The following is a 21,770-nucleotide window of genomic DNA, read 5'->3' as shown; positions in this document are numbered from 1 at the left end:
ATCCATCAAGAAAACAATCTTGACGAGGTGTTGCATGAAAAATCATGCACTGGCTTTTAACACACTGTTGAGTTCTCAAGAAACGGACGCGTACATCCGGCTCGAATTCACTTTCATGAACTCTAGCGCGGAGGCGCTATCTCGCTCATCTCTATCTTATCCGATCCTCCCGCTCCCTGTCAAGTTCGAAGCTTGACTTGAAGCGATCCGATCGTCCAAGATGTGCCCCGGTCCGGAGCAGCTCCCGAAACTTACCGTGACACCCGAGTCATGTCGAATCAACCGATTTTCCGGTGACTTCGGCACGCCCAGGAGCCGCCCAAGCTGAAGCACGCCGAAGCGGCTCTGCCGGGTTGGCTCGTTTGTTTCAAGGGGCTTGCCCTGGGGGCCCGTCCGCCTGACCGGCGTCCGGCTCACTCCCGGGGCGAAGTGAAACATTAGGTCGCGATCCGCTGAACGTCAAATCGCCACGCACGGCGGGTCGCGATGTGATCGCGCCCCAGGTGCCCTGCCTCGATCCCGCAGCCTCAACGAGATCCAGCTCAGACGCGGTTCGGGTGACGGTTTGGACGGCAGCCGGGGTCCCTGCACGGTTCTCCGTGCGGAACCCGACCGTGACCGACTTCAGGCCACCGCGCGAGGGTGTCCGCCCCACCCCTACGGACCGACCGGAACCCCGTGGTGGATGGTCGGAGGTCTCAGTGCCTCATAACGATCACATTCGCCATGAACCCCGCCCCACGCCACGTATCCTGCCCCGGTGACCACTGCCGCCACGCTGGCTCCCCCGACTCCCCCGGCCACCGGGCGTCATCGCACCTCACCCCCGTGGTGGATGGGCCTGATCGCCGGGCTCGCCGCGTTCTCGGGCAACGGCTCGTCGACCCTGAACGGCGACGAGCTGGCCACCATCAGCGCCGCCGGCCGTTCGCTGTCCGGGCTGGTGGAGCTGGCGCGGCACATCGACGGCCATTTCCTGCCCTACTACCTGTTCATGCACTTCTGGGTAAAGGTCGGCACGGCGGAGCTGTGGTTGCGGCTGCCGTCGGCGGTGGCGATCGGGGTGGCGGCCTGGTTGCTGGTCGATCTGGGCCGGCGGCTGCACAGCACCCGGGCCGGGGTGATCGCCGCAGCGGTCTTCGCGATCCTGCCCTCGGTGTCCTACTACGGGGCTTTCGCCAGGTCGTACGCGTTCGCGGCGGCCGCGGTCGTCTTCTCGTTCTGGGCGTTGCACCGGGGCGTCGAGCGCCCGGGCGCCGTGCGGCGGTGGGTGGTGTACGGCGTGGCGGTGGCGCTCGTGTGCTCCACGCACCTGTTCGCGGTGCTGGTCCTGCCCGCGCAACTCCTGCTGGCACGTCGCACGACCGCGGTCAAGATGCTGGCCGCGCTGGCGGTGGGGTGCGTGCCGGCCGCCGTCCTGGGGCTGATCGGGTACGGGGAGCGGCACGCCATCAGTTGGATCCCCCAGCGCGGTCCGGAAGTGTGGCTGAAGTTCCCCAAGATGGCGGCGGGCAGCACCACGCTCGGGGTCGCGCTGTTCGCGACGGCCCTGGCGGGAGCGGTGTTGTTGTGGCGGACGCGTGCGCGCGGCGCGGCCACCGTGACGGCCGGGCGGAGCTGGCCGCTGGCTCTGACCGGCTGGCTGGTGCTGCCGCCGGTGCTGCTGCTCGTGGTGTCGTGGCTGGTGACGCCGGTGTACGTGGACCGCTACCTGTTCGTGACGGCCCCGGCGCTGGCGTTGCTGGCGGGCCTCGCGGTCGCCGCGCTCCCCCGGTTCCACGTGGTGGCGGGGCTGGCGGTGGTGGCACTGGGGTGCGCGCTGGCCGTTCCCGACCATGTCGAGATACGGGAGGAGGACGGCCGGTTCGAGAACATCCCGTGGGCGTTGCGGGTGGTCAAGGCCGAGCCGCAGGACGCCATCGTGTACGGGCAGAGCCAGGTGCGCACGGGGTTCGACTACTACGCGGACTCGCTGATGCCGGTCGACGTGCTGCGGTCGGGGGACGCGCCCGACGCCGACGGGTTCGGGTATCCGGAGCGCTCCGATGTCTCGGCGGCGCTGGAGGGACGCCGGCGGGTTTGGGTCGTGTGGCGGGGCACGAAGCAGTCGGGGCTGACGGGCGGCTCCATCGCCCGGGTGGGTGCGGTGGAGCGGGCCGGGTTCGAGCTCAGCATGGCCAAGCATTCCGGCGATCTGCCGGGGTTGACGGTGGCGTTGTTCACCCGCCACTAGCGCGGCGGCGTCGGGACGTACGACGGAAAGCGGGCCCTTCGCCGTGCGAGAGGCCCGCTTCGTGCGTGACGGAGGTCAGCCGACCTCGACGCCGCCGATCGACTTCTTGCCGCGCCGGAGCACGATGAACCGGCCGGACAGCAGGTCGTCGGCGACCGGCACGTACGCCTCGTCGGTGATCTTGCGGTTGTTGAGGTACGCGCCGCCCTCCTTGACCGCGCGCCGCGCCGCCGACTTCGACTCGACCAGGCCGCTGTCGGTCAGCAGGTCGACGAAGGTGGCCCCGAGCGCGGGCACGGCGGCCTTGGGCACCTCGGCCAGCGCCGCCGCCAGGGTGGCGGCGGGCAGTTCCTCCAGGGCGCCCTGGCCGAACAGGGCCTTGGAGGCGGCCTGGACCGCGTCCAGTTCCTGCCTGCCGTGCAGCAGTTCGGTGAGGTCCTCGGCCAGGGTGCGCTGGGCCTCGCGGGCGAAGGGGCGTTCGGCGACCGCCTTCTCCAGCGCCTCGATCTCCTCACGCTCGCGGAAGGTGAACACCTTGAGGTAGTGGATCACGTCGCGGTCGTCGGAGTTGATGAAGTACTGGTAGAAGGCGTACGGCGAGGTCATGGCGGGGTCGAGCCAGAGCGCGCCGCCCGCCGTCTTGCCGAACTTGGTGCCGTCGGCCTTGGTGATGAGCGGCATGGTGAGCGCGTGCACGTGCCCGCCCTCGACGCGGCGGATCAGGTCGGCGCCCGCGGTGATGTTGCCCCACTGGTCGCTGCCGCCGATCTGCAGCGTGCAGTCGTAGCGGCGGTGGAGCTCCAGGTAGTCGTTGGACTGGAGGAGCTGGTAGCTGAACTCGGTGTAGCTCAGCCCTTCGCCGGTCAGGCGCGCGGAGACGGCCTCCCTGGCGAGCATGCGGTTGACCGGGAAGTGCTTGCCGATGTCGCGCAGGAAGTCGATGGCGCTCAGCTCGCCGGTCCAGTCGAGGTTGCTGACCAGGCGGGCCGGGTTCGCCCCGGCGTCGAAGTCGAGGAACTTGCCGACCTGGCCGCGCAGGCGTTCCACCCATTCGGCGACGATCTCGCTGGAGTTCAGCGAGCGCTCGGTGTTACGGCCGCTCGGGTCGCCGATCAGGCCGGTGGCGCCGCCGACGAGCCCGATCGGGTGATGCCCGGCGAGCTGGAGCCGGCGCAGCGTCAGCAGCGGCACGAAGTGGCCGATGTGCAGGGACGGCGCGGTGGGGTCGAAGCCGGAATAGACCGTGATCGGAGCCTTGGCCATGGACGCCCGCAGGGCGTCGAGGTCGGTGGACTGGGCGATCAGGCCTCGCCATGCGAGGTCGTCGATGATGTCGGTCACGGTTCTCTGGCTTTCCTGTCGGATGCGGATGCCTTCAAGCCTGCCCGATCGGTGCGCATGCGCGCCACTTGGATACGCTGGGTGCCCATGTGGAGGGTCCGTCGCGAGCTGGCCGTTTTCAAGATCTTAGGGGCTCTGGTGTGCGCCGGTCTCGGCGTTTACTGGTGGTTCGAGGGAGATTTCCGGGGTGTGATGCTGGCCGTGCCCGCTGCCTTGCTGGTGGGCGCGATGGGGCTGCGTGACGTGCTCGTGCCCGAACGGCTGGCGGCCGACGCGAGCGGCATCACCGTCGTGCACGGGTTCGCGGGCAAGCTGCACGTGCCGTGGGAGGCCGTCTGGGACGTCAAGGTGGACGTCCGCAGGCGGTGGGGGCTGCGCAGCGAGATGCTGGAGATCGACACCGGCGACAACCTGCACCTCTTCAGCCCTCACGAGCTGGGCACCTCCCCCACGGAGGTGGCCGCGGCGCTGCGGCGGCGTGGCACGTGAGCCCGGTACGGCGAGACGGTGGGGTCGTCGTCGATCCAGAACCGCCAGGGCGTGTCCTTGGCCGTCGAGATGCCGGTGCGCGGGCCTGACCTGATCCGGTCGGGGAAGGCGGGCCGGCCTTCGACGCCCGGCTCGCGGTGGCGCTCGGCCTGGTACGCGAGCACAACGGACTCGACGCCGCCCGTGACCACCTCGCCCGCCCGCAGCAGCACGGCCGCGCCGTGGCCGGCGGGCAGGCAGACGAGGTTCGCGCAGAAGTGCATGCCGTAGGTGAAGTACACGTACAGGTGGCCGGGCGGGCCGAACATGACCGCGTTGCGCGGTGTCCTGCCCCGGTAGGTGTGCGCCGCCGGGTCTTCGCCGGGGCCGCCGTACGCCTCGACCTCGGTCAGGCGCACGGCGACGGAGCCGTGCACGAGCACGCGCCCGAGCAGGTCGGGCGCCACCTCGTGCGAGGGCCGGTCGAAGAAGCCGCGCGGCAGCGGCGCGGCGCTCAGCCCCCCGCCGCCGCCGTCGGCGAAGCTCAGCTCCCCGCGGCCCATGCCGCCTGCGTGTCGACCGCCTCGCGCAGCTCGATGAGCTGGTCGCGGACGCGGTCGGGCGCGGTGCCGCCGTGGGCGCGCCGGGCGGCCAGGGCGCCGGGCACGCTGAGCACGTCGCGGACGTCGGGCGTCAGGTGCGGCGAGACCTTGGCCAGCTCGTCGTCGGTGAGGTCGCCGAGGTCCTTGTCGTTGACCTGGCACCACACGACCAGGTGCCCGACGGCCTCGTGCGCGTCGCGGAACGGCACCCCGCGGCGGACGAGCAGCTCGGCCAGGTCGGTGGCCAGCGCGAAGCCGTCGGGGGCCGAGGACTCCATGCGGGCGGTGTTGACCCGCATGGTGGCGACCAGCCCGGCCATGGCGGGCAGGACGAGCAGCAGCGTGTCGACCGAGTCGAAGACCGGCTCCTTGTCCTCCTGCAGGTCGCGGTTGTAGGTCAGCGGCAGGCCCTTGAGCGTGGTGAGCATCGCCATCAGGTTGCCGATCAGGCGTCCGGACTTGCCGCGGGCCAGCTCGGCCACGTCGGGGTTCTTCTTCTGCGGCATGATCGACGAGCCGGTGGAGTAGGCGTCGTCCATCTCGATCCAGCGGAACTCCTGCGAGGCCCACAGGACGATCTCCTCGCCCAGCCGCGACAGGTGCACGCCGATCAGGGCCGCGTCGAACAGGAACTCGGCCGCGAAGTCGCGGTCGGCCACGGCGTCCATCGAGTTGGGCGCGGCGGCGGCGAAGCCCAGCTCCTGCGCGACGGCCTGCGGGTCGAGCGGCAGCGAGGAGCCCGCCAGGGCGCCGGAGCCGAGCGGGGAGACCGCCGCGCGCCTGTCCCAGTCGGTGATCCGGTCGATGTCGCGGGCGAAGGCGTGCACGTGGGCGAGCAACTGGTGGCCGAACGAGACCGGCTGCGCGTGTTGCAGGTGCGTCATGCCGGGCGCGGCCGTCTCGGCGTGCTGCTCGGCCTGGGCCATCAGCGCGGTCTCCAGTTCGACGAGCCGGGAGACGACCGTGCGGGCGTGATCGCGGAGATACAGGCGCAGGTCGGTGGCGATCTGGTCGTTGCGCGAGCGGCCGGCGCGGAGCTTGCCGCCGAGCGAGCCGAGCCGCTCCAGCAGGCCGCGCTCCAGCGCGGTGTGCACGTCCTCGTCGGCGACCGTCGGCCGGAACTCGCCCTCCTTGCAGGCCCGCTCCAGGTCGTCGAGGGCGCCGATCATGCGCTCGAGCTCCCCGTCGTCCAGCAGCCCCGCTCTGTGCAGCACCCGGGCGTGCGCCCTGGACGCCGCCAGGTCGTACGGCACCAGCCGCCAGTCGAAGTGCACGCTCACCGACAGCCGGGCCAGCGCGTCGGACGGGCCGCTCTCGAAGCGTCCGCCCCACAGCCGCATCGGCTTGCCATCACTCACCGTCATCTCCTTCGTGTCCCCCGAGACCATAGTGCAACTCAGTCCTTCCTCGTGTCCCGCGCCGCCGCGATCTTAGCGGGCAGCGAGAAGAGCTGGACGAAGCCCTTGGCCAGGGACTGGTCGAAGGTGTCGCCGGTGTCGTACGTGGCGAGCGAGAAGTCGTACAGGGAGTCGGTGGAACGACGGCCTGTCACGGTCGCGCCGCCGCCGTGCAGGGTCATCCTGATGTCGCCGTTGACGTGCTTCTGGACGTCGGCGATGAGCGTGTCGAGCGCGTTCTTGAGCGGCGAGAACCACAGGCCGTCGTAGACGAGTTCGCTCCAGCGCTGGTCCACGCCGCGCTTGAAGCGGGCCAGGTCGCGCTCGACGGTGACGTTCTCCAGCTCCATGTGGGCGGCGATGAGGGCGATGGCGCCCGGCGCCTCGTACACCTCGCGCGACTTGATGCCCACCAGGCGGTCCTCGACCATGTCGATGCGGCCCACGCCCTGGGCGCCCGCGCGCCGGTTGAGCTCGTCGATGATCTGGTACGGCGTGAGCGCCCGCCCGTCGATCCGCACCGGGACGCCGCTCTCGAACGTGATCACGAGCTCGTCGGGCTCGCGCGGCCGGGTCGGGTCGGCGGTGTAGGAGTAGACCTCTTCGGTGGGGCCGTTCCAGATGTCCTCCAGGAAGCCGGTCTCGACGGCGCGGCCCCAGAGGTTCTGGTCGATGGAGAACGGGTTCTTCTTGGAGGTCTCGATGGGCAGGCCCTTGGCCTCGGCGTACTCGATGGCCTTGTCGCGCGTCCAGGCGAAGTCCCTGGCGGGGGCGATGACCTGCAGGTCGGGGTCGAGGGCGGCGAGGCCGGCCTCGAAGCGGACCTGGTCGTTGCCCTTGCCGGTGCAGCCGTGGGAGACGACGGTGCCGCCGAACCGCTTGGCGGCCGAGACCAGGTGCTTGACGATCAGCGGGCGCGACAGCGCGGAGACCAGCGGGTAGCGGTCCATGTAGAGGGCGTTGGCCTGCAGGGCCGGCACGCAGAAGTCGGCGGCGAACTCCTCCTTGGCGTCCACCACGACAGATTCGACGGCGCCGCAGTCGACGGCGCGCTTCTGGATGACGTCCATCTCCTCGCCGCCCTGGCCGAGGTCCACGGCGACGGCGACGACCTCGGCGTTCATCTTCTCGGCGAGGTACGGGATGGCGACCGAGGTGTCGAGGCCGCCCGAATAGGCGAGCACTACTCTGTCGGGCATTTCACATTCTCCAAAGGTCTACTAGCTTCGCCGGTCGGCGACCTTCAGCAGCGCCTCGGCGACGACCTGCCCGCCCGCGGGATCACGGCTGATCACGAGGATGGTGTCGTCGCCCGCGACCGTGCCGAGGATGGACTCCCAGTCGGCGTGGTCGATGGCTGAGGCGAGGAACTGGGCCGCGCCCGGCGGGGTTCGTACGATGACCAGATTGGCCGAGGCCTCCGCGCCGACGAGCAGCTCCTCCGCGATGCGGTTGAGGCGGGCGGCGGGGCTCTCGCCGGTGCCCAGCCGGGTCAGCGGGATCCGGCCGCCGCCCTCGCCGGGCAGCGCGTACACGAGCGAGCCGTCGTCGGCGCGCAGCTTGAGCGCGCCCAGCTCGTCGAGGTCACGCGAGAGCGTGGCCTGGGTGACCTCGACGCCGCTCTCGGCGAGCAGCTTGGCCAGCTCGGGCTGGGAGCGCACGGCCTGCCGCTGCAGCAGGTCGGTGATCCTCGCCTGCCGCGCGGCCTTGGTCATCGGAATCATCATGTGCGAGACATTAGCCAGTGCAACAGGGCTTTCTGGGCATGCAGCCGATTCTCCGCCTGATCCCACACCGCGCTGCGCGGCCCGTCGAGCACCTCGGCGGTGATCTCGTAGTCGCGGTAGGCGGGCAGGCAGTGCAGGACGATCGCGTCGGGCGCGACATACCCGAGCAGCTCGGAGTTGACCTGGTACGGCATGAGCGCGGCCACCCGCTCGTCCTTGCCGTCCTGTCCCATGGACACCCACGTGTCGGTGGCGATCACGTGCGCGCCCTGGGCGGCGGCCACCGGGTCCGACAGCGCGACCACCGAGCCGCCGGTCCCGGCGGCGATGGCGGCGGCGCGGTCGAGGATGACCGCGTCGGGCTGGTAGCCGGGCGGCGCGGCGATGCGGACGTGCATGCCGGCCGTGGCTCCGCCGAGCAGGTAGGAGTGGGCCATGTTGTTGGCGCCGTCGCCGAGGTAGGTGAAGGTGAGCCCGGCCGTGCGGCCCAGCCGTTCGCGGACGGTCTGCAGGTCGGCCAGGATCTGGCAGGGGTGGAACTCGTCGGTGAGCGCGTTGACGACCGGCACCCGGGAGTGCGCGGCCATCTCGTCGATCAGTTCCTGCCCGGTGGTGCGCCAGACGATGGCGGCCACCTGCCGGTCGAGCACGCGGGCGAGGTCGGCGGGCGGCTCGCCGCGGCCCATGAGGACCGAGACGTTGTCCACGATCAGCGGCAGGCCGCCGAGTTCGCCGATGCCGGTGTGGAAGGAGACGCGGGTCCTGGCCGACGGCTTGTCGAACAGGACGGCGACGCTCTGCGGGCCCTCGAAGGGGCGGTAGCCGAAGCGGTCCTTCTTCATGGCGGCGGCCAGGTCGAGCACCTCGGCCTGCTCGTCCGGGGTGAGGTCGTCGTCCCGCAGGAAGTGCCTGACGGTCATTTCGCGGCCTCCGCCAGGATCGCGGGGAACGCGGCCACGAACGAGTCGACCTCGGCGGCCGTCACGACGAGCGGGGGCGCGATGCGGACGGCGTCCGGCTGCAGGGCGTTGACCAGGAAGCCGGCGTCGGCGGCGGCCTGCTGCACCTCGGCGGAGCGCGGCTCGGCCAGCACGGCGGCCAGCCACAGGCCGCGTCCGCGCACGCCCTTGAGCAGCGGCTCGCGGATGGCCTCCAGCCCGCCGCGCAGCCGCGCGCCGACCGCCTCGACGTGGGCGAGGTCGACGTTGTCGAGCACGGCCAGCGCCGCGGCGCACGAGACCGGGTTGCCGCCGAACGTCGAGCCGTGGTCGCCCTTGTCGAACAGCTTGCCGACGTCGCCGAAGCCGACGCAGGCGCCGATCGGCAGGCCGCCGCCCAGGCCCTTGGCCAGGGTGACGATGTCGGGGGTGACGCCGTCGGCCTGGTGGGCGAACCAGTGGCCGCTGCGGCCGATGGCCGACTGGATCTCGTCGGCGACCAGCAGCGCGCCGGTCGAGTCGCAGATCTCGCGGGCGGCCTCGAAGTAGCCCTCGGGCGGCGGCACCACGCCGGCCTCGCCCTGGGTGGGCTCCAGGAAGAGCGCGATGCAGTCGCCGGTGACGGCCTCCTTGAGCGCGTCGGCGTCACCGTACGGGACGAACCGGACGGGCACCGGGAACGGGCCGAACTGGTCGCGGATGGCCTTCTTGCCCGTCAGGGACAGGGCGCCGATCGTGCGGCCGTGGAAACCGTTCTCGGCGGCGACGAAGTAGGAGCGGCCCTCGCGGCGGCCGTACTTGAGCGCGAGCTTGTAGGCGGCCTCGTTCGCCTCGGTGCCGGAGTTGGCGAGGAAGACCCGGGCGGGGGCGTTCAGCAGGTCGCGCAGCCGCTCGGCGAGCAGCACCTCCGGCTCGTGCAGGAACAGGTTGCTGGTGTGCGCGATGGTGGCCACCTGCTTGGAGACGGCCTCGACCAGGGCGGGGTGGGCGTGACCGAGCGAGCTGGTCGCGATGCCGGCGATGAGGTCGAGGTACTCCTTGCCGTCTACGTCCCACACGCGGGAGCCCTCGCCGCGCGCCAGGGCCACCGGAGGGAGGCCGTAGTTGGGCATGAAGGCGTTCTCGAACCTTTCGAACAGGCTCATCCGGGCATCACCATCGTTCCGATTCCTTCATTGGTGAAGATCTCCAGCAGCAGGGAGTGCGGCACGCGGCCGTCGAGGACGTGGGCCTGCGGGACCCCGCCCTGCACGGCCGTCAGGCACGCCTCCATCTTCGGCACCATGCCGCTGGCCAGCGTGGGCAGCAGGGTCTCCAGCTCGCCGGCGGTGAGCAGGTCGATGACCTCGCTCTCGTCGGGCCAGTTGGCGTACAGGCCCTCGACGTCGGTCAGCACGATCAGCTTGTGCGCCTGGAGGGCGACCGCCAGCGCCGCGGCGGCGGTGTCGGCGTTGACGTTGTAGATCTCGCCGTCGTCGCTCCTGGCCACGCTGGAGATGACCGGGATGCGGCCGTTGTCGAGCAGGGCGTGCACGGCTCCCGCGTCGACCTTGATGATCTCGCCGACCTGGCCGATGTCGACCGGCTCGCCGTCCACGACGGCGTGCTTGCGCACGGCGGTGAACAGGTGGGCGTCCTCGCCGGACATGCCGACGGCGAACGGGCCGTGCCGGTTGACCAGGCCCACGATGTCGCGGTTGACCTGGCCGGTGAGGACCATCCTGACGACCTGCATGGCCTCGGGCGTGGTGACCCGCAGCCCGGCCGTGAACGTGGACTCGATGCCCAGCCGGTCGAGGGCGGTGCTGATCTGGGGGCCGCCGCCGTGCACGACGACCGGGCGCAGGCCGGCCTGGTGCAGGAAGACGACGTCCTCGGCGAAGCCGCCCTTGAGCGCCTGGTCGGTCATGGCGTTGCCGCCGTACTTGATGACGACGGTGGCGCCGTGGAAGCGGGTCAGCCAGGGCAGCGCCTCGATGAGGGCCTCGGCCTTGGTCTGCGCGGTCATCAGTCTCATGAGGAGTAGGCCGAGTTCTCGTGGACGTAGTCGGCCGTCAGGTCGGTGGTGTGCACGGTCGCGGTGTGCGGGCCGGCCGACAGGTCGACGGTGATCGTCACGTCGCGGGGGCGCATGTCCACCTTGGAGCGGTCGTCGCCGACCGCGCCCGCCCGGCAGATCCAGATGCCGTTGATGGCCACGTTGAGCCGGTCGGGCTCGAAGACCGCGTCGGTGGTGCCGACGGCGGAAAGGACGCGGCCCCAGTTGGGGTCCTCGCCGTGGATGGCGCACTTGAGCAGGTTGGAGCGGGCCACCGAGCGGCCCACCTTGACGGCGTCGTCCTCGGAGGCGGCGCCGACCACCTCGATGGCGATGGCCTTGCTGGCGCCCTCGGCGTCGACCAGGAGCTGACGGGCCAGGTCGGCGCAGACCTCGGTGACCCGCTGCTCGAACTCGGCCAGGTCGGGCCGGACGCCGGCGGCGCCGCTGGCCAGCAGCAGCACGGTGTCGTTGGTGGACATGCAGCCGTCGGTGTCGAGCCGGTCGAAGGTCACCGAGGTGGCCCGGCGCAGCGCGGCGTCGAGTTCCTCGCTGGTCAGGTCGGCGTCGGTGGTGATCACGCAGAGCATGGTGGCCAGGGCGGGCGCGAGCATGCCGGCGCCCTTGGCCATGCCGCCGACCATGTAGCCGGTGCCGCGCTTGAAGGAGATCTTGGAGACGGTGTCGGTGGTGCGGATGGCGTCGGCGGCGGCCAGGCCGCCGTCGCGGGAGAGCTGGCCCGTGGCGCTCTCGACACCGGACAGCAACTCGTCCATCGGCAGCCGTTCGCCGATCAGGCCGGTGGAGCAGACCGCGATCTCGCCCGCGGAGTCGGCCAGCGCCTCGGCGAGCTTCTCGGCGGTGGCGTGGGTGTCCTGGAAACCCTCGGGGCCGGTGCAGGCGTTCGCGCCGCCGGAGTTGAGCACCACCGCTCGCAGCCGCCCGCCCGCGAGGACCTGCTGCGACCACAGGACGGGGGCGGCCTTCACCCGGTTGGCGGTGAAGACGCCCGCGGCGGCGCGGCGGGGCCCGTCGTTGACGACGAGGGCCAGGTCACGGGCGCCGCCGGATTTGATCCCGGCGGCGACGCCCGTGGCCCGGAAGCCCAAGGGGGCGGTAACACTCATGGAGCAACTCCTGTCGTGGGGAGGCCAAGCTCTTCGTGCAGGCCGAGGGCGAGGTTCACACTCTGCAGGGCGCCCCCGGCCGTGCCCTTGGTGAGGTTGTCGATGGCGATGACGGCCACGACGCGGTTCGCGCGCTCGTCGAGTGTCACCTGCAGCGCGGCGGTGTTGGCGCCGTAGGTCATGGAGGTCGCCGGCCAGTGGCCCTCGGGCAGCAGCCGGACGAACGGCTCGTCCTTCAGTGCGACCTCGTACGCGCCGCGCAGCGACTCCTTGGTGAGGCCGGGAGCGGCGGGGGCGGTGCAGGTGGCGAGGATGCCGCGGCTCATGGGGGCCAGCGTGGGGGTGAACGACACCCGGACGGGCGTGCCCGCGACGGCCGACAGCCCCTGCTCCATCTCGGGGGTGTGCCGGTGGACGCCGCCGACGCCGTACGCGCTGACGGAGCCCATGACCTCGCTGCCGAGCAGGTTGGGCTTGAGCGACTTGCCCGCGCCGCTGGTGCCGCTGGCGGCGACGACGACCACGTCGGGCGCGGCCAGGCCGGCGGCGAAGGCGGGGCTCAGGGCGAGCAGCACGGAGGTCGGGTAGCAGCCGGGGACGGCGATGCGCCGGGCGCTCCTGAGCAGTTCGCGCTGGCCGGGCAGTTCGGGCAGGCCGTAGGGCCAGGTGCCGGCGTGCTCGCCGCCGTAGAACTCCTGCCAGGCGGCCGGGTCGGCGAGCCGGTGGTCGGCTCCGCAGTCGACGACGATCGCCTCGTCGCCGAGGTCGGCGAGCTGGGCGGCGACGGCGGCCGAGTGGCCGTGGGGCAGGGCCAGGAAGACGACGTCGTGGCCGGCGAGCGTGCCCGGCGTGGTCTCCTCGATGACGCGGTCGGCGAGCCGCGCCAGGTGGGGCTGGTGGGCGCCGAGGCGGCTGCCGGCGCTGGAGGCGGCTGTCAGCGCGCCGATCTCGAACTCGGGGTGGCCGAGGAGGAGGCGGAGCAGCTCCCCTCCCGCGTAGCCGCTGGCTCCCGCGACCGCTGCCCTCAATGCGACCCCTCCTGCATGATTATGCATCAAACCTCATGACCTTGCTAGTGAAGATGATGCACTCTAGAGGATGAACATGCAAGCCGAAGCAGCACTGATGTCCGGATCGTGAGACTTGTCACCGGCAACTGCGCTCCAGAACACGGGCATCGAGTGGGAGGCCATGCCCGAGTTCTTGTCCGATTTAACACGGCGTACACGTGGCAAACCGGCCAGGGCTGTTATGCGGGGCCGTGCTCGCGCCCGCCGGAGTGCGGCGTTCCGGCCCTGCCGCAGACGCCGGAGCCGCCGCGGCCGGAGAGGTTCCCGGCCACGGCGGCCCAAGGTGTTACCGCAGGTCAGCGACCCGATGGCCGCCTGCTCAGCAGCGCGGGCGCGCGGGGTGCCCGGTCAGCGCAGGAACGCGGCGGCCACCCCCGCGTCCACCGGGATGTGCAGGCCCGTGGTGTGAGTCAGCTCACCGCCGGTGAGGGCGAAGACGGCGTTGGCCACGTGCTCGGGCAGGACCTCGCGCTTGAGCAGCGTCCGCTGTGCGTAGAACTCGCCGAGCTTGTCCTCCTCGACCCCGTACACGGCCGCGCGGTTGGCGCCCCAGCCGGAGGCGAAGATGCCGGAGCCGCGGACGACGCCGTCGGGGTTGACGCCGTTCACCCGGACGCCGTGCGCGCCCAGCTCGGCCGCCAGCAGGCGCACCTGGTGGGCCTGGTCGGCCTTGGCCGCGCCGTAGGCGACGTTGTTCGGCCCGGCGAAGACCGAGTTCTTGGAGGAGATGTAGACGATGTCGCCGCCCATCGCCTGGTCGATCATCACCTTGGCCGTCTCGCGGGAGACGAGGAACGAGCCGCGCGCCATGACGTCGTGCTGCAGGTCCCAGTCGGCCAGCGTGGTGTCCAGCAGCGAGCGCGACAACGACAGGCCGGCGTTGTTGACGACCAGGTCGACGCCGCCGAAGGCGAGCACGCCCGCGCGGACGGCGGCGGCGATCTGCTCCTCGGAGGTGACGTCCACCCCGACCGCCACGGCGACGTCCGAGACCCGGTGGGCGTTCGCGCCGAGTTCGGCGGCCACCTTCTCGGCCGCGCCCAGGTCGCGGTCGGCCACGATCACGCACGCGCCCTCGGCGGCGAGCTTGCGGGCGGTGGCCGCGCCGATGCCCGAGCCGCCGCCGGTCACCAGCGCGACCCTGGTGGCCAGGGGCTTCGGCCTGGGCATGCGGCGGAGCTTGGCCTCCTCCAGCTCCCAGTACTCGATGCGGAACTTCTCCGACTCGGGGATCGGGGCGTAGGAGGAGACGGACTCGGCGCCGCGCATGACGTTGATCGCGTTGACGTAGAACTCGCCGGCCACGCGGGCGGTCTGCTTGTCCTTGCCGAAGGAGAACATGCCGACGCCCGGCACCAGCACGATCGCCGGGTCCGCGCCGCGGATGGCCGGCGAGTCGGGAGTGGCGTGCCGCTGGTAGTAGGCGGTGTACTCGGCGCGGTAGGCCGCGTGCAGCTCGCGCAGCCGCTCGGCGGCCCGCTCCAGCGGCGCGTCCGGCGGCAGGTCCAGCACCAGCGGCGCGACCTTGGTGCGCAGGAAGTGGTCGGGGCAGGACGTGCCCAGCGCCGCCAGCCTCGGGTGCTCGGCGCGCGCGACGAAGTCCAGCACCTCGGGCGTGTCGGTGTAGTGGCCGACCACCCGCACGTCGGTGGCGGCCAGGCCGCGCACCAGCGGGAACAGCGCGGCGGCCCGCGCGTGCCGCTCGGCCTCGGGCAGCGTGTCGTACACGACCGCGCCGAACGGGTCGGGACGCCCGTGCTCGGCCAGGTACGCCTCGGCCGTGCGGATGATCTCCAGCGAGCGCGCCTCGCACTCCTCGGAGGTCGAGCCCCACGCGGTGATGCCGTGGCCGCCCAGGACGCAGCCGATGGCCTGCGGGTTGGCCTCCTTGATGGCGGCGATGTCCAGCCCGAGCTGGAAGCCGGGCCGCCGCCACGGCACCCACACGACCCGGTCGCCGAAGACGCGCCCGGTCAGCTCCTCGCCGTCGGCGGCGGTGGCCAGCGCGATGCCCGCGTCGGGGTGCAGGTGGTCGACGTGGTCGGCCTCGACCAGGCCGTGCATGGCGGTGTCGATCGACGGCGCGGCGCCGCCCTTGCCGTGCAGGCAGTAGTCGAAGGCGGCGACCATCTCGTCCTCGCGCTCGACGCCCGGGTAGACGTCCTTGAGCGCGCGCAGCCGGTCGAGGCGCAGCACGGCCAGGCCGGACTCCTTCAGGGTGCCGAGGTCGCCGCCCGAGCCCTTGACCCAGAGCAGGTCCACCTCCTCACCGGTGACCGGGTCGGGCCGCGCGCCCTTGGCCGAGGTGTTGCCGCCCGCGAAGTTGGTGTTGCGCGGGTCGGCGCCCAGGCGGCGGGAGCGGTCGAGCAGTTCGTTCACGACGTCAGACATGGTGGTTCAGGCCCCCCAGCCGGCCTGCTGGCCGCCGACACGCTCGGCGGCGATCTTCTCGAAGTATCCGGACTTGGCGTAGGCGGCCATCGGGTCGGGCGCCAGGCCCGACTCCTCGCGCAGCTCGGCGAGCAGCGGCCGCACGTCGGTGTTGTAGGCGTCCATGAACACGGCGTTGGCGCCCAGCACGTCGCCCTCGGCCTGGGCGGCGCTCAGCGCGTCGCGGTCCACGAGCAGCGCCTTGGCGGTGGCCTCCTGCACGTTCATGACCGAGCGGATCTGGCCCGGGATCTTGGGCTCGATGTTGTGGCACTGGTCGAGCATGAAGGCGACGTCGTCGGTGAACCCGCCGCCCCTGATGACCTCGTACATGATGCGGAAGAGCTGGAACGGGTCGGCCGCGCCGACCATGAGGTCGTCGTCGGCGTAGAAGCGGGAGTTGAAGTCGAAGCCGCCGAGCTTGCCCTCACGCAGCAGGAACGCCACGATGAACTCGATGTTGGTGCCCGGGGCGTGGTGGCCGGTGTCCACGACGACCTGCGCCTTGGGGCCGAGCTTGACGCAGTGGGCGTAGGCGGTGCCCCAGTCGGGCACGTCGGTGGCGTAGAAGGCGGGCTCGAACAGCTTGTACTCCAGCAGGAAGCGCTGGCCGTCACCGAGCCGGGCGTAGACCTCGGCCAGCGACTCGGCCAGGCGGTCCTGGCGGGCGCGCAGGTCGTCCTGGCCCGGGTAGTTGATGCCGTCGGAGAACCACAGCTTGAGCGTGTCGGAGCCGGTGGCGTCCATGATGTCCACGCATTCGAGCAGGTGGTCGGTGGCCTTGCGGCGGACCCCGGCGTCCGGGTTGGTGACGCTGCCCAGCTTGTAGTCGTCGTCCTGGAACACGTTGGAGTTGATCGCGCCGATCCGCACGCCCAGCTCGCCGGCGTGCCTGGCCAGGTCGGCGTAGTCGGCCACCTTGTCCCACGGGATGTGCAGCGCGACCGTGGGGGCGATGCCGGTGTAGGCGTGCACCTGGGCGGCGTCGGCCAGCTTCTCGTACGGGTCGCGCGGCACGCCCTGCTGGGCGAACACCTTGAACCGGGTGCCGCTGTTGCCGTAGGCCCAGGACGGCGTCTCGATGCGCTGCGTGCGCAGCGCGGCCTTGATGTCTGTCATTACTCCCCGATCAATCCAGGTGGAACACTTCGGTCAGCGGTGCCATGCCCTCGTCGGGGCGTCCGTCGAGGTCCTCGAAGAACGGCGCCATCTCGGCCTGCCAGCGGGCGTTGACGCCGGTCTCGGCCATGGCCTTCTTGGCGGCCTCGAAGTCCTCGGTCTCCAGGTAGCCGACGAGCAGGCCGTCGTCCCGGAGGAAGAGCGAGTAGTTGTGCCAGCCGGTGCGTGACAGCGCCTCTCGCATCTCCGGCCAGACGTCGCGGTGACGCTCCCGGTACTCCGCCAGCCGCTCGGGGCGGACTTTCAGCAGGAAGCAGACGCGTCGCACTGACACTCCTTTCAAAAACGTTTTAATCCTTCGTGCAGGAAACTATGATTCCAGGTGCTCGCTGTCAATGGATCCGCCGCCCCCGATGCGGTGTCGGCACCGGATCGAGGGGATGACACGTTTTAATCGGCTCAGCCGGGGACGACCACGACGTCACCGGCCGCGACGGTGACGCTCCCGCCGCCCGCGACCATGACGGCGGCCTCCCGCTCCGTGTGGTTGATCGCGAACAGGAAGGAGCGCCCGTCGGGGTGCGCGCGCCGCACCACCTCGACGCCCGGCACGGTCGTGGCCGCGGGCGCCACCCCGGCCTCGCGGCAGGCGGCGGCGAGGACCCGCGCGAGCGCGGCGTCGTCGAACAGGGTGGTCAGGTAGTGCGCCGCGCCGTCGCCGAACTCGTTGCGGGTCCAGGCCGGCTCGCCGGACGCGTACGTGTCGAGCACCTTGGCGGTGGTGACCCGCACGGCCTCGCTCCACCCGCTCCCCGACGCGCCCGAGGCCAGCCGGATCGGCTCGGCGAGGGGCAGGAACTCCTCGGCGCGCACGCCCAGCAGGTCCCGCCAGGCGCCGGGGTAGCCGCCCAGCCGCACCCGGTCGTGCTCGTCCACGATCCCGCTGTACGGGCCGACGGCCACGACCCCGCCCCGGCGCGCGAACTCCTCCAGGTTGGCCGCCCCCGCGTCGCTCACCAGGTAGAGCTGGGGCACCACGACCAGGCGGTACCCGCTCAGGTCGCCTTCCGGATGGGCCAGGTCGCAGGTGACGCCGGCCCGCCACAGCGCGGCGTGCCAGCGCTTGGCCTCCTCCACCGGGTCCAGCTCGGTGGTGGGCTGGGCGGGATGGTCCTGCGCCCATACGCTGGAGTGATCGACGAGCAGGGCGACGTCGGCGCTGACCGTGCTGCCCGCCACGGCCGACAGCCCGGCCAGCTCGGCCCCCAGCGCCGTCACCTCGCGCCAGATCCTGGTGTCGGTGCCGGCGTGCGGGAGCATCGCCGAGTGCCACTTCTCGGCGCCCGCCCTGGACTGGCGCCACTGGAAGAACATGATCCCGTCCGCGCCCCTCGCCAGGTGGGCCAGCGAGTTACGGCGCAGCTCGCCGGGGGTCTTGGCGAGGTTGCGCGGCTGCCAGTTGACCGCGCTGGTGGAGTGCTCCATGAGCAGCCACGGCCGGCCGCCGTTGAGCGAGCGGGCGTAGTCGGCGGCGAAGGCGAGGTCGATGTGCCGCTCGCGGCGGGCGCCGATCAGGTAGTGGTCGGTGGAGACCACGTCCAGTTCGGCGGCGAAGGCCCAGCAGTCCATGTCCCAGTGCGCGCCGGCCATCAGGTTGGTGGTGGCGGGCACGTCCGGGGTGAGCCGCTTGAGCAGGTCGCGTTCGGCGACGTACAGCTCGACCAGCGCGTCGGAGCTGAACCTGCGGAAGTCGAGTTGCTGGCCCGGGTTGGGGAAGCTGGGGGTGGCGCGGGGCGGCAGGATCTGCGCCCACTCGCTGTAGCGCTGCGACCAGAACGCGGTGCCCCACGCGTCGTTGAGCGCCTCCAGCGAGGAGTGGTGCGCGCGCAGCCAGGCGCGGAAGGCGGCGGCCGAGGTGTCGCAGTAGCAGCGGGCGTTGTGGCAGCCGTACTCGTTGTGCACGTGCCACATGACCAGCGCCGGGTGGTCGCGGTAGCGCAGCGCCACCTGCTCGGCGATGCGCAGCGCCTTCTCCCGGTAGATCGGCGAGCTGGGGCAGAAGCCCTGCCTGCTGCCGTGGTGGAGGCGGCGTCCGTCGGCGTCCACGGGCAGCGCCTCGGGGTAGGCGTCGGCGAACCACGGCGGGGGCGCGGCGGTGGGGGTGGCCAGGTTGGCGCCGATCCCGTTCTCGGCGAGCAGGTCCATCACCCGGTCGAACCAGCCGAAGTCGAAGACGCCCTCGGCGGGCTCCAGCGACGACCAGGAGAAGATCCCGACGCTGACCCGGTTGACGCCCGCCTCGCGCATCAGCGCGACGTCCTGCTGCCACGTCTCCTCGGGCCACTGCTCGGGGTTCCAGTCGCCGCCGTACGCGATGACATCCGGCATGAAGCCTGCCTTTCGAGATTCTCGGGAGGGCTGTGAGCGCTCACAGCGTGTTACACCTGCGTTTACCGGGGATTAAAACGTTCTGGCCGTGCCGCGCACAAGACCCGCACCTCCCTGTCGAACCGTTCGCACAGCTCAGACGGGGTAGTTCCGCAACAGGACAGCCGGGTTACCGAGGGGCTGGAGCCGCTCGCGCCGGACCGGACATGAAGAACGTTTCAACTCCACCGCGCGGCGAACCGGCCCCGAACCAGTGCGGCGGGCACGCGGCCGAGCACGCTGAGCACCGGAAGAATGGCTCCCGGCTATAGAAACGTTTTACTTCCAAGCCCGGACGCCCGGCGTCGTGTTACGGCCATGTCAACGCCGATCCACGGTCCTACCGGTGCCGCGACTGGCGCAGTGTCCGTTTGTACGTTTTAATTCATCTTCATGGCCATGGTCAGCATCAAGGACGTCGCCGCGCACGCCGGCGTCTCCCCCGGCACGGTCTCCAACGTACTGAACCGGCCCGGCAAGGTCGCACCCGCGACGCGGGAGCGCGTGGAGGCCGCCATCAACGAGCTGGGGTTCGTCCGCCACGGCTCGGCCTCGACGCTGCGCGCCGGGCACAGCAGGACGATCGGCCTGAGCGTCATCGACATCGGCAACCCGTTCTTCACCGAGGTCGCGGCCGGCGTCGAGGACGTCGCCAGCGAACTGGGCTACGCGGTGATCCTGGGCAACTCGGCGGGCTCCCCCGACAAGGAGGACCGCAACCTGCGGGTGCTGGCCGAGCACCGGGTGCGCGGCGTGCTGATCACCCCGTCGGGCGAGGACCCGGCACGGCTCGACCGGCTGCGCGAGCACGGCATCAGCGTGGTGCTGGTCGACCATCCCGCGCACCGGCCCGACCAGTGCGCGGTCGCCGTGGACGACGTCGCGGGCGGCCGGGCCGCCGTGGCGCACCTGCTGGCCAGGGGCGCGCGCAGCGTCGCGTACGTGACGGGCCCGATGACCATCCGCCAGTGCGTGGAGCGGCGCGAGGGCGCCAAGGCGGCGGTGCGCGCGGCCGGGCTGGACCCCGGCGACCTGCGGGTGACCGAGGCCGCGACCATGACGGCCCGCGCGGGCGAGAAGGCCGCCGCCGACCTGATCGCCGCCGGCCTGCCCGAGGCGATCTTCTGCGCCAACGACCTGCTCGCGCTCGGCGTGCTGCGCGCCCTGCTGCGCTCCGGGGTGCGGGTGCCCGAGGACGTCGCGCTGATCGGCTACGACGACATCGACTTCGCCGCCGCCTCGACCGTCTCGCTCAGCTCGATGCGCCAGCCGACCTACCAGCTCGGCCGCATCGCCACCGAACTGCTGCTGGACGAGTGCGACAACCCCGACACGCACGCCCACCAGCACATCATGTTCCAGCCCGAGCTCATCGCCAGGGAGTCAACGCATTGAGCAGTCGTTTCGCCGCCGTCGATCTGGGCGCCTCCAGCGGCCGGGTGATGCTGGCCGACCTGTCCGGCGGGCTGAACCTGACCGAGGCGCATCGGTTCCCGAACGGCCCGGTGCGCGTGTCCGGCCGCCTGCACTGGGACATCCTGGGCCTGTACCGCGAGATCCTCACGGGCCTGCGCGCGGCCGGCCCGGTCGCCTCCGTCGGCGTCGACTCGTGGGCCGTGGACTACGCGCTGCTCGACGAGTCGGGCACCATGCTCGGCAACCCGGTGCACTACCGCGACGAGCGCACGGCCGGGGTGGCCGAGCGGGTGGCCGGCTCCCTCGGCGCGGACACCCTGTACGAGGTGTCGGGGCTGCAGGTGCTGCCGTTCAACACGATCTACCAGCTTCTGTGCGAGCCGCGCCTGGGCGAGGCGGCCACCATGCTGCTGGTCCCCGACCTGATCGGCTACTGGCTGACCGGCGAGATGGGCGCCGAGGTGACCAACGCCTCGACGACGGGCCTGCTCGACGTACGCACCCGCGAGTGGTCGTCAGCGCTGATCAAGCAGCTCGGCCTGCCGGCCGGCCTGTTCCCGCCACTGCTGCAACCCGGCGCCGAGCTCGGCGGCCTGCGCGCGGACGTCGCCGCGGAGATCGGCTGGTCGGCGCCGGTCCGCGCGGTCGGCTCGCACGACACCGCCTCGGCGGTGGCCGCGGTGCCCGCCACCGGCCCCGCCTTCGCCTACATCTCGTGCGGCACCTGGTCGCTGGCCGGGGTGGAGCTGCCCGGCCCGGTGCTCACCCCCGAGAGCCGCGCCGCGAACTTCACCAACGAGGCCGGCATCGACGGCACCGTCCGCTACCTGCGCAACGTCATGGGCCTGTGGCTGCTGCAGGAGTGCCTGCGCGCCTGGCCCGGCTCCGACCTGGGCGACCTGCTCAAGGCCGCGGCGGACGAGCGGCCGTTCGCCGCCGTGGTGAACCCGGACGAGCCGGTGTTCCTGCCGCCGGGCGACATGCCGGCCAGGATCGCGGCCGAGTGCCGCCGCACCGGCCAGCTCCCGCCCGGCTCCCCCGCCGCGTACGTGCGGTGCGTGCTGGAGAGCCTGGCGCTCGGGCATCGGCGGGCCGTGCGGCAGGCGATGGAGCTGTCGGGCCGCGACGTCGAGGTGGTCCACCTGGTGGGCGGCGGGTCGCGGAACGAGCTGCTGTGCCGGCTCACCGCCGACGCGTGCGGGCTGCCGGTGGTGGCGGGTCCCGGGGAGGCGACCACGTTCGGCAACGTGCTGGTGCAGGCGCGGGCGGCCGGGCTGGTCTCCGATCTGGCGGAGATGCGCGCGCTGGTCGCCTCCTCGCAGCCGCTGCGCCGTTACGAGCCCTCCGGCGACCGCGCCGCCTGGGACGAGGCGGCGTCCCGAGTGTTCTGACCTGCCGGTTTTCCCCCAGCCTGTCCCGGGCAGGACTCGGGCCGGG

At 71.6% G+C, this 21,770-nt stretch carries 18 protein-coding genes; 4 read left to right on the top strand and 14 right to left on the bottom strand.

Annotated elements, in window-relative coordinates; all coding sequences use genetic code 11:
- Positions 1-760: 760 nt before the first annotated feature.
- The gene (locus FAF44_RS23465; protein WP_237105383.1) at positions 761-2,233 is read left to right on the top strand and encodes a glycosyltransferase family 39 protein; all 1,473 of its coding nucleotides are present in this window, start codon (positions 761-763) and stop codon (positions 2,231-2,233) included.
- Positions 2,234-2,308: 75 nt separating this feature from the next.
- Here the strand turns inward: FAF44_RS23465 and tyrS are convergent, their stop codons facing one another.
- Entirely contained in the window at positions 2,309-3,574 is a 1,266-nt protein-coding gene (gene tyrS, locus FAF44_RS23460; protein WP_237105382.1) for a tyrosine--tRNA ligase, read from the bottom strand.
- 87 nt (positions 3,575-3,661) lie between these two features.
- Here tyrS and FAF44_RS23455 point away from each other — a divergent pair, with 87 nt between their 5' ends.
- Entirely contained in the window at positions 3,662-4,063 is a 402-nt protein-coding gene (locus FAF44_RS23455) for a PH domain-containing protein (RefSeq protein ID WP_237105381.1), read from the top strand.
- Here FAF44_RS23455 and FAF44_RS23450 read toward each other — a convergent pair.
- From FAF44_RS23450 to FAF44_RS23390, 13 genes are all read right to left on the bottom strand, one after another.
- Complete coding sequence (locus FAF44_RS23450) at positions 4,003-4,605, bottom strand: DNA-3-methyladenine glycosylase (RefSeq protein ID WP_237105380.1); 603 nt, start codon at positions 4,603-4,605, stop codon at positions 4,003-4,005. The two genes, FAF44_RS23455 and FAF44_RS23450, sit on opposite strands and share 61 nt — an antisense overlap.
- Positions 4,587-6,008, bottom strand: a complete 1,422-nt coding sequence (gene argH / locus FAF44_RS23445) for an argininosuccinate lyase (RefSeq protein WP_237105379.1) — start codon at positions 6,006-6,008, stop codon at positions 4,587-4,589. Before argH ends, FAF44_RS23450 begins: the two co-directional genes overlap by 19 nt.
- A 32-nt stretch (positions 6,009-6,040) precedes the next feature.
- Positions 6,041-7,240: an argininosuccinate synthase gene (locus FAF44_RS23440; protein ID WP_237105378.1), complete on the bottom strand. Its 1,200-nt coding sequence runs from the start codon at positions 7,238-7,240 to the stop codon at positions 6,041-6,043.
- A gap of 21 nt (positions 7,241-7,261) precedes the next feature.
- The gene (locus FAF44_RS23435) at positions 7,262-7,768 is read right to left on the bottom strand and encodes an arginine repressor (protein WP_237105377.1); all 507 of its coding nucleotides are present in this window, start codon (positions 7,766-7,768) and stop codon (positions 7,262-7,264) included.
- Positions 7,765-8,688 (bottom strand): ornithine carbamoyltransferase, encoded by a 924-nt coding sequence (argF, locus tag FAF44_RS23430; RefSeq protein WP_237105376.1) that lies wholly within the window; start codon positions 8,686-8,688, stop codon positions 7,765-7,767. Before argF ends, FAF44_RS23435 begins: the two co-directional genes overlap by 4 nt.
- Positions 8,685-9,851: an acetylornithine transaminase gene (locus tag FAF44_RS23425; protein ID WP_237105375.1), complete on the bottom strand. Its 1,167-nt coding sequence runs from the start codon at positions 9,849-9,851 to the stop codon at positions 8,685-8,687. The genes argF and FAF44_RS23425 overlap by 4 nt, the downstream gene beginning before the upstream one ends.
- A complete protein-coding gene (argB, locus tag FAF44_RS23420) occupies positions 9,848-10,723 on the bottom strand; it encodes an acetylglutamate kinase (RefSeq protein WP_237105374.1) in 876 nt (291 codons plus the stop codon). The genes FAF44_RS23425 and argB overlap by 4 nt, the downstream gene beginning before the upstream one ends.
- Complete coding sequence (gene argJ, locus FAF44_RS23415) at positions 10,720-11,871, bottom strand: bifunctional glutamate N-acetyltransferase/amino-acid acetyltransferase ArgJ (protein WP_237105373.1); 1,152 nt, start codon at positions 11,869-11,871, stop codon at positions 10,720-10,722. The genes argB and argJ overlap by 4 nt, the downstream gene beginning before the upstream one ends.
- Positions 11,868-12,926 (bottom strand): N-acetyl-gamma-glutamyl-phosphate reductase, encoded by a 1,059-nt coding sequence (argC, locus tag FAF44_RS23410; RefSeq protein ID WP_237105372.1) that lies wholly within the window; start codon positions 12,924-12,926, stop codon positions 11,868-11,870. The genes argJ and argC overlap by 4 nt, the downstream gene beginning before the upstream one ends.
- Positions 12,927-13,289: 363 nt before the next feature.
- A complete protein-coding gene (locus FAF44_RS23405) occupies positions 13,290-15,332 on the bottom strand; it encodes a bifunctional aldolase/short-chain dehydrogenase (RefSeq protein WP_237105371.1) in 2,043 nt (680 codons plus the stop codon).
- A 6-nt stretch (positions 15,333-15,338) separates the two neighbouring features.
- Entirely contained in the window at positions 15,339-16,490 is a 1,152-nt protein-coding gene (gene rhaI / locus FAF44_RS23400) for an L-rhamnose isomerase (protein ID WP_237105370.1), read from the bottom strand.
- A 10-nt stretch (positions 16,491-16,500) separates the two neighbouring features.
- Positions 16,501-16,818 carry an L-rhamnose mutarotase gene (locus FAF44_RS23395; RefSeq protein ID WP_237105369.1) on the bottom strand — a complete coding sequence of 106 codons (318 nt, stop codon included), beginning with the start codon at positions 16,816-16,818 and terminating at the stop codon, positions 16,501-16,503.
- A 131-nt stretch (positions 16,819-16,949) separates the two neighbouring features.
- Positions 16,950-18,878 (bottom strand): beta-galactosidase, encoded by a 1,929-nt coding sequence (locus tag FAF44_RS23390; protein ID WP_237105368.1) that lies wholly within the window; start codon positions 18,876-18,878, stop codon positions 16,950-16,952.
- A gap of 432 nt (positions 18,879-19,310) precedes the next feature.
- Between FAF44_RS23390 and FAF44_RS23385 the strand changes: the two genes are divergently transcribed.
- Positions 19,311-20,312 (top strand): LacI family DNA-binding transcriptional regulator, encoded by a 1,002-nt coding sequence (locus FAF44_RS23385; protein WP_237105367.1) that lies wholly within the window; start codon positions 19,311-19,313, stop codon positions 20,310-20,312.
- Entirely contained in the window at positions 20,309-21,724 is a 1,416-nt protein-coding gene (locus FAF44_RS23380) for a rhamnulokinase family protein (protein WP_237105366.1), read from the top strand. Before FAF44_RS23385 ends, FAF44_RS23380 begins: the two co-directional genes overlap by 4 nt.
- Positions 21,725-21,770 lie beyond the last annotated feature (46 nt).

This window comes from Nonomuraea sp. MG754425 (assembly GCF_021699195.1).
Taxonomy (GTDB): Bacteria; Actinomycetota; Actinomycetes; order Streptosporangiales; family Streptosporangiaceae; genus Nonomuraea.
Note: the sequence above shows the minus strand (reverse complement) of the source record. Positions and strands in the feature narration are given on the sequence as shown.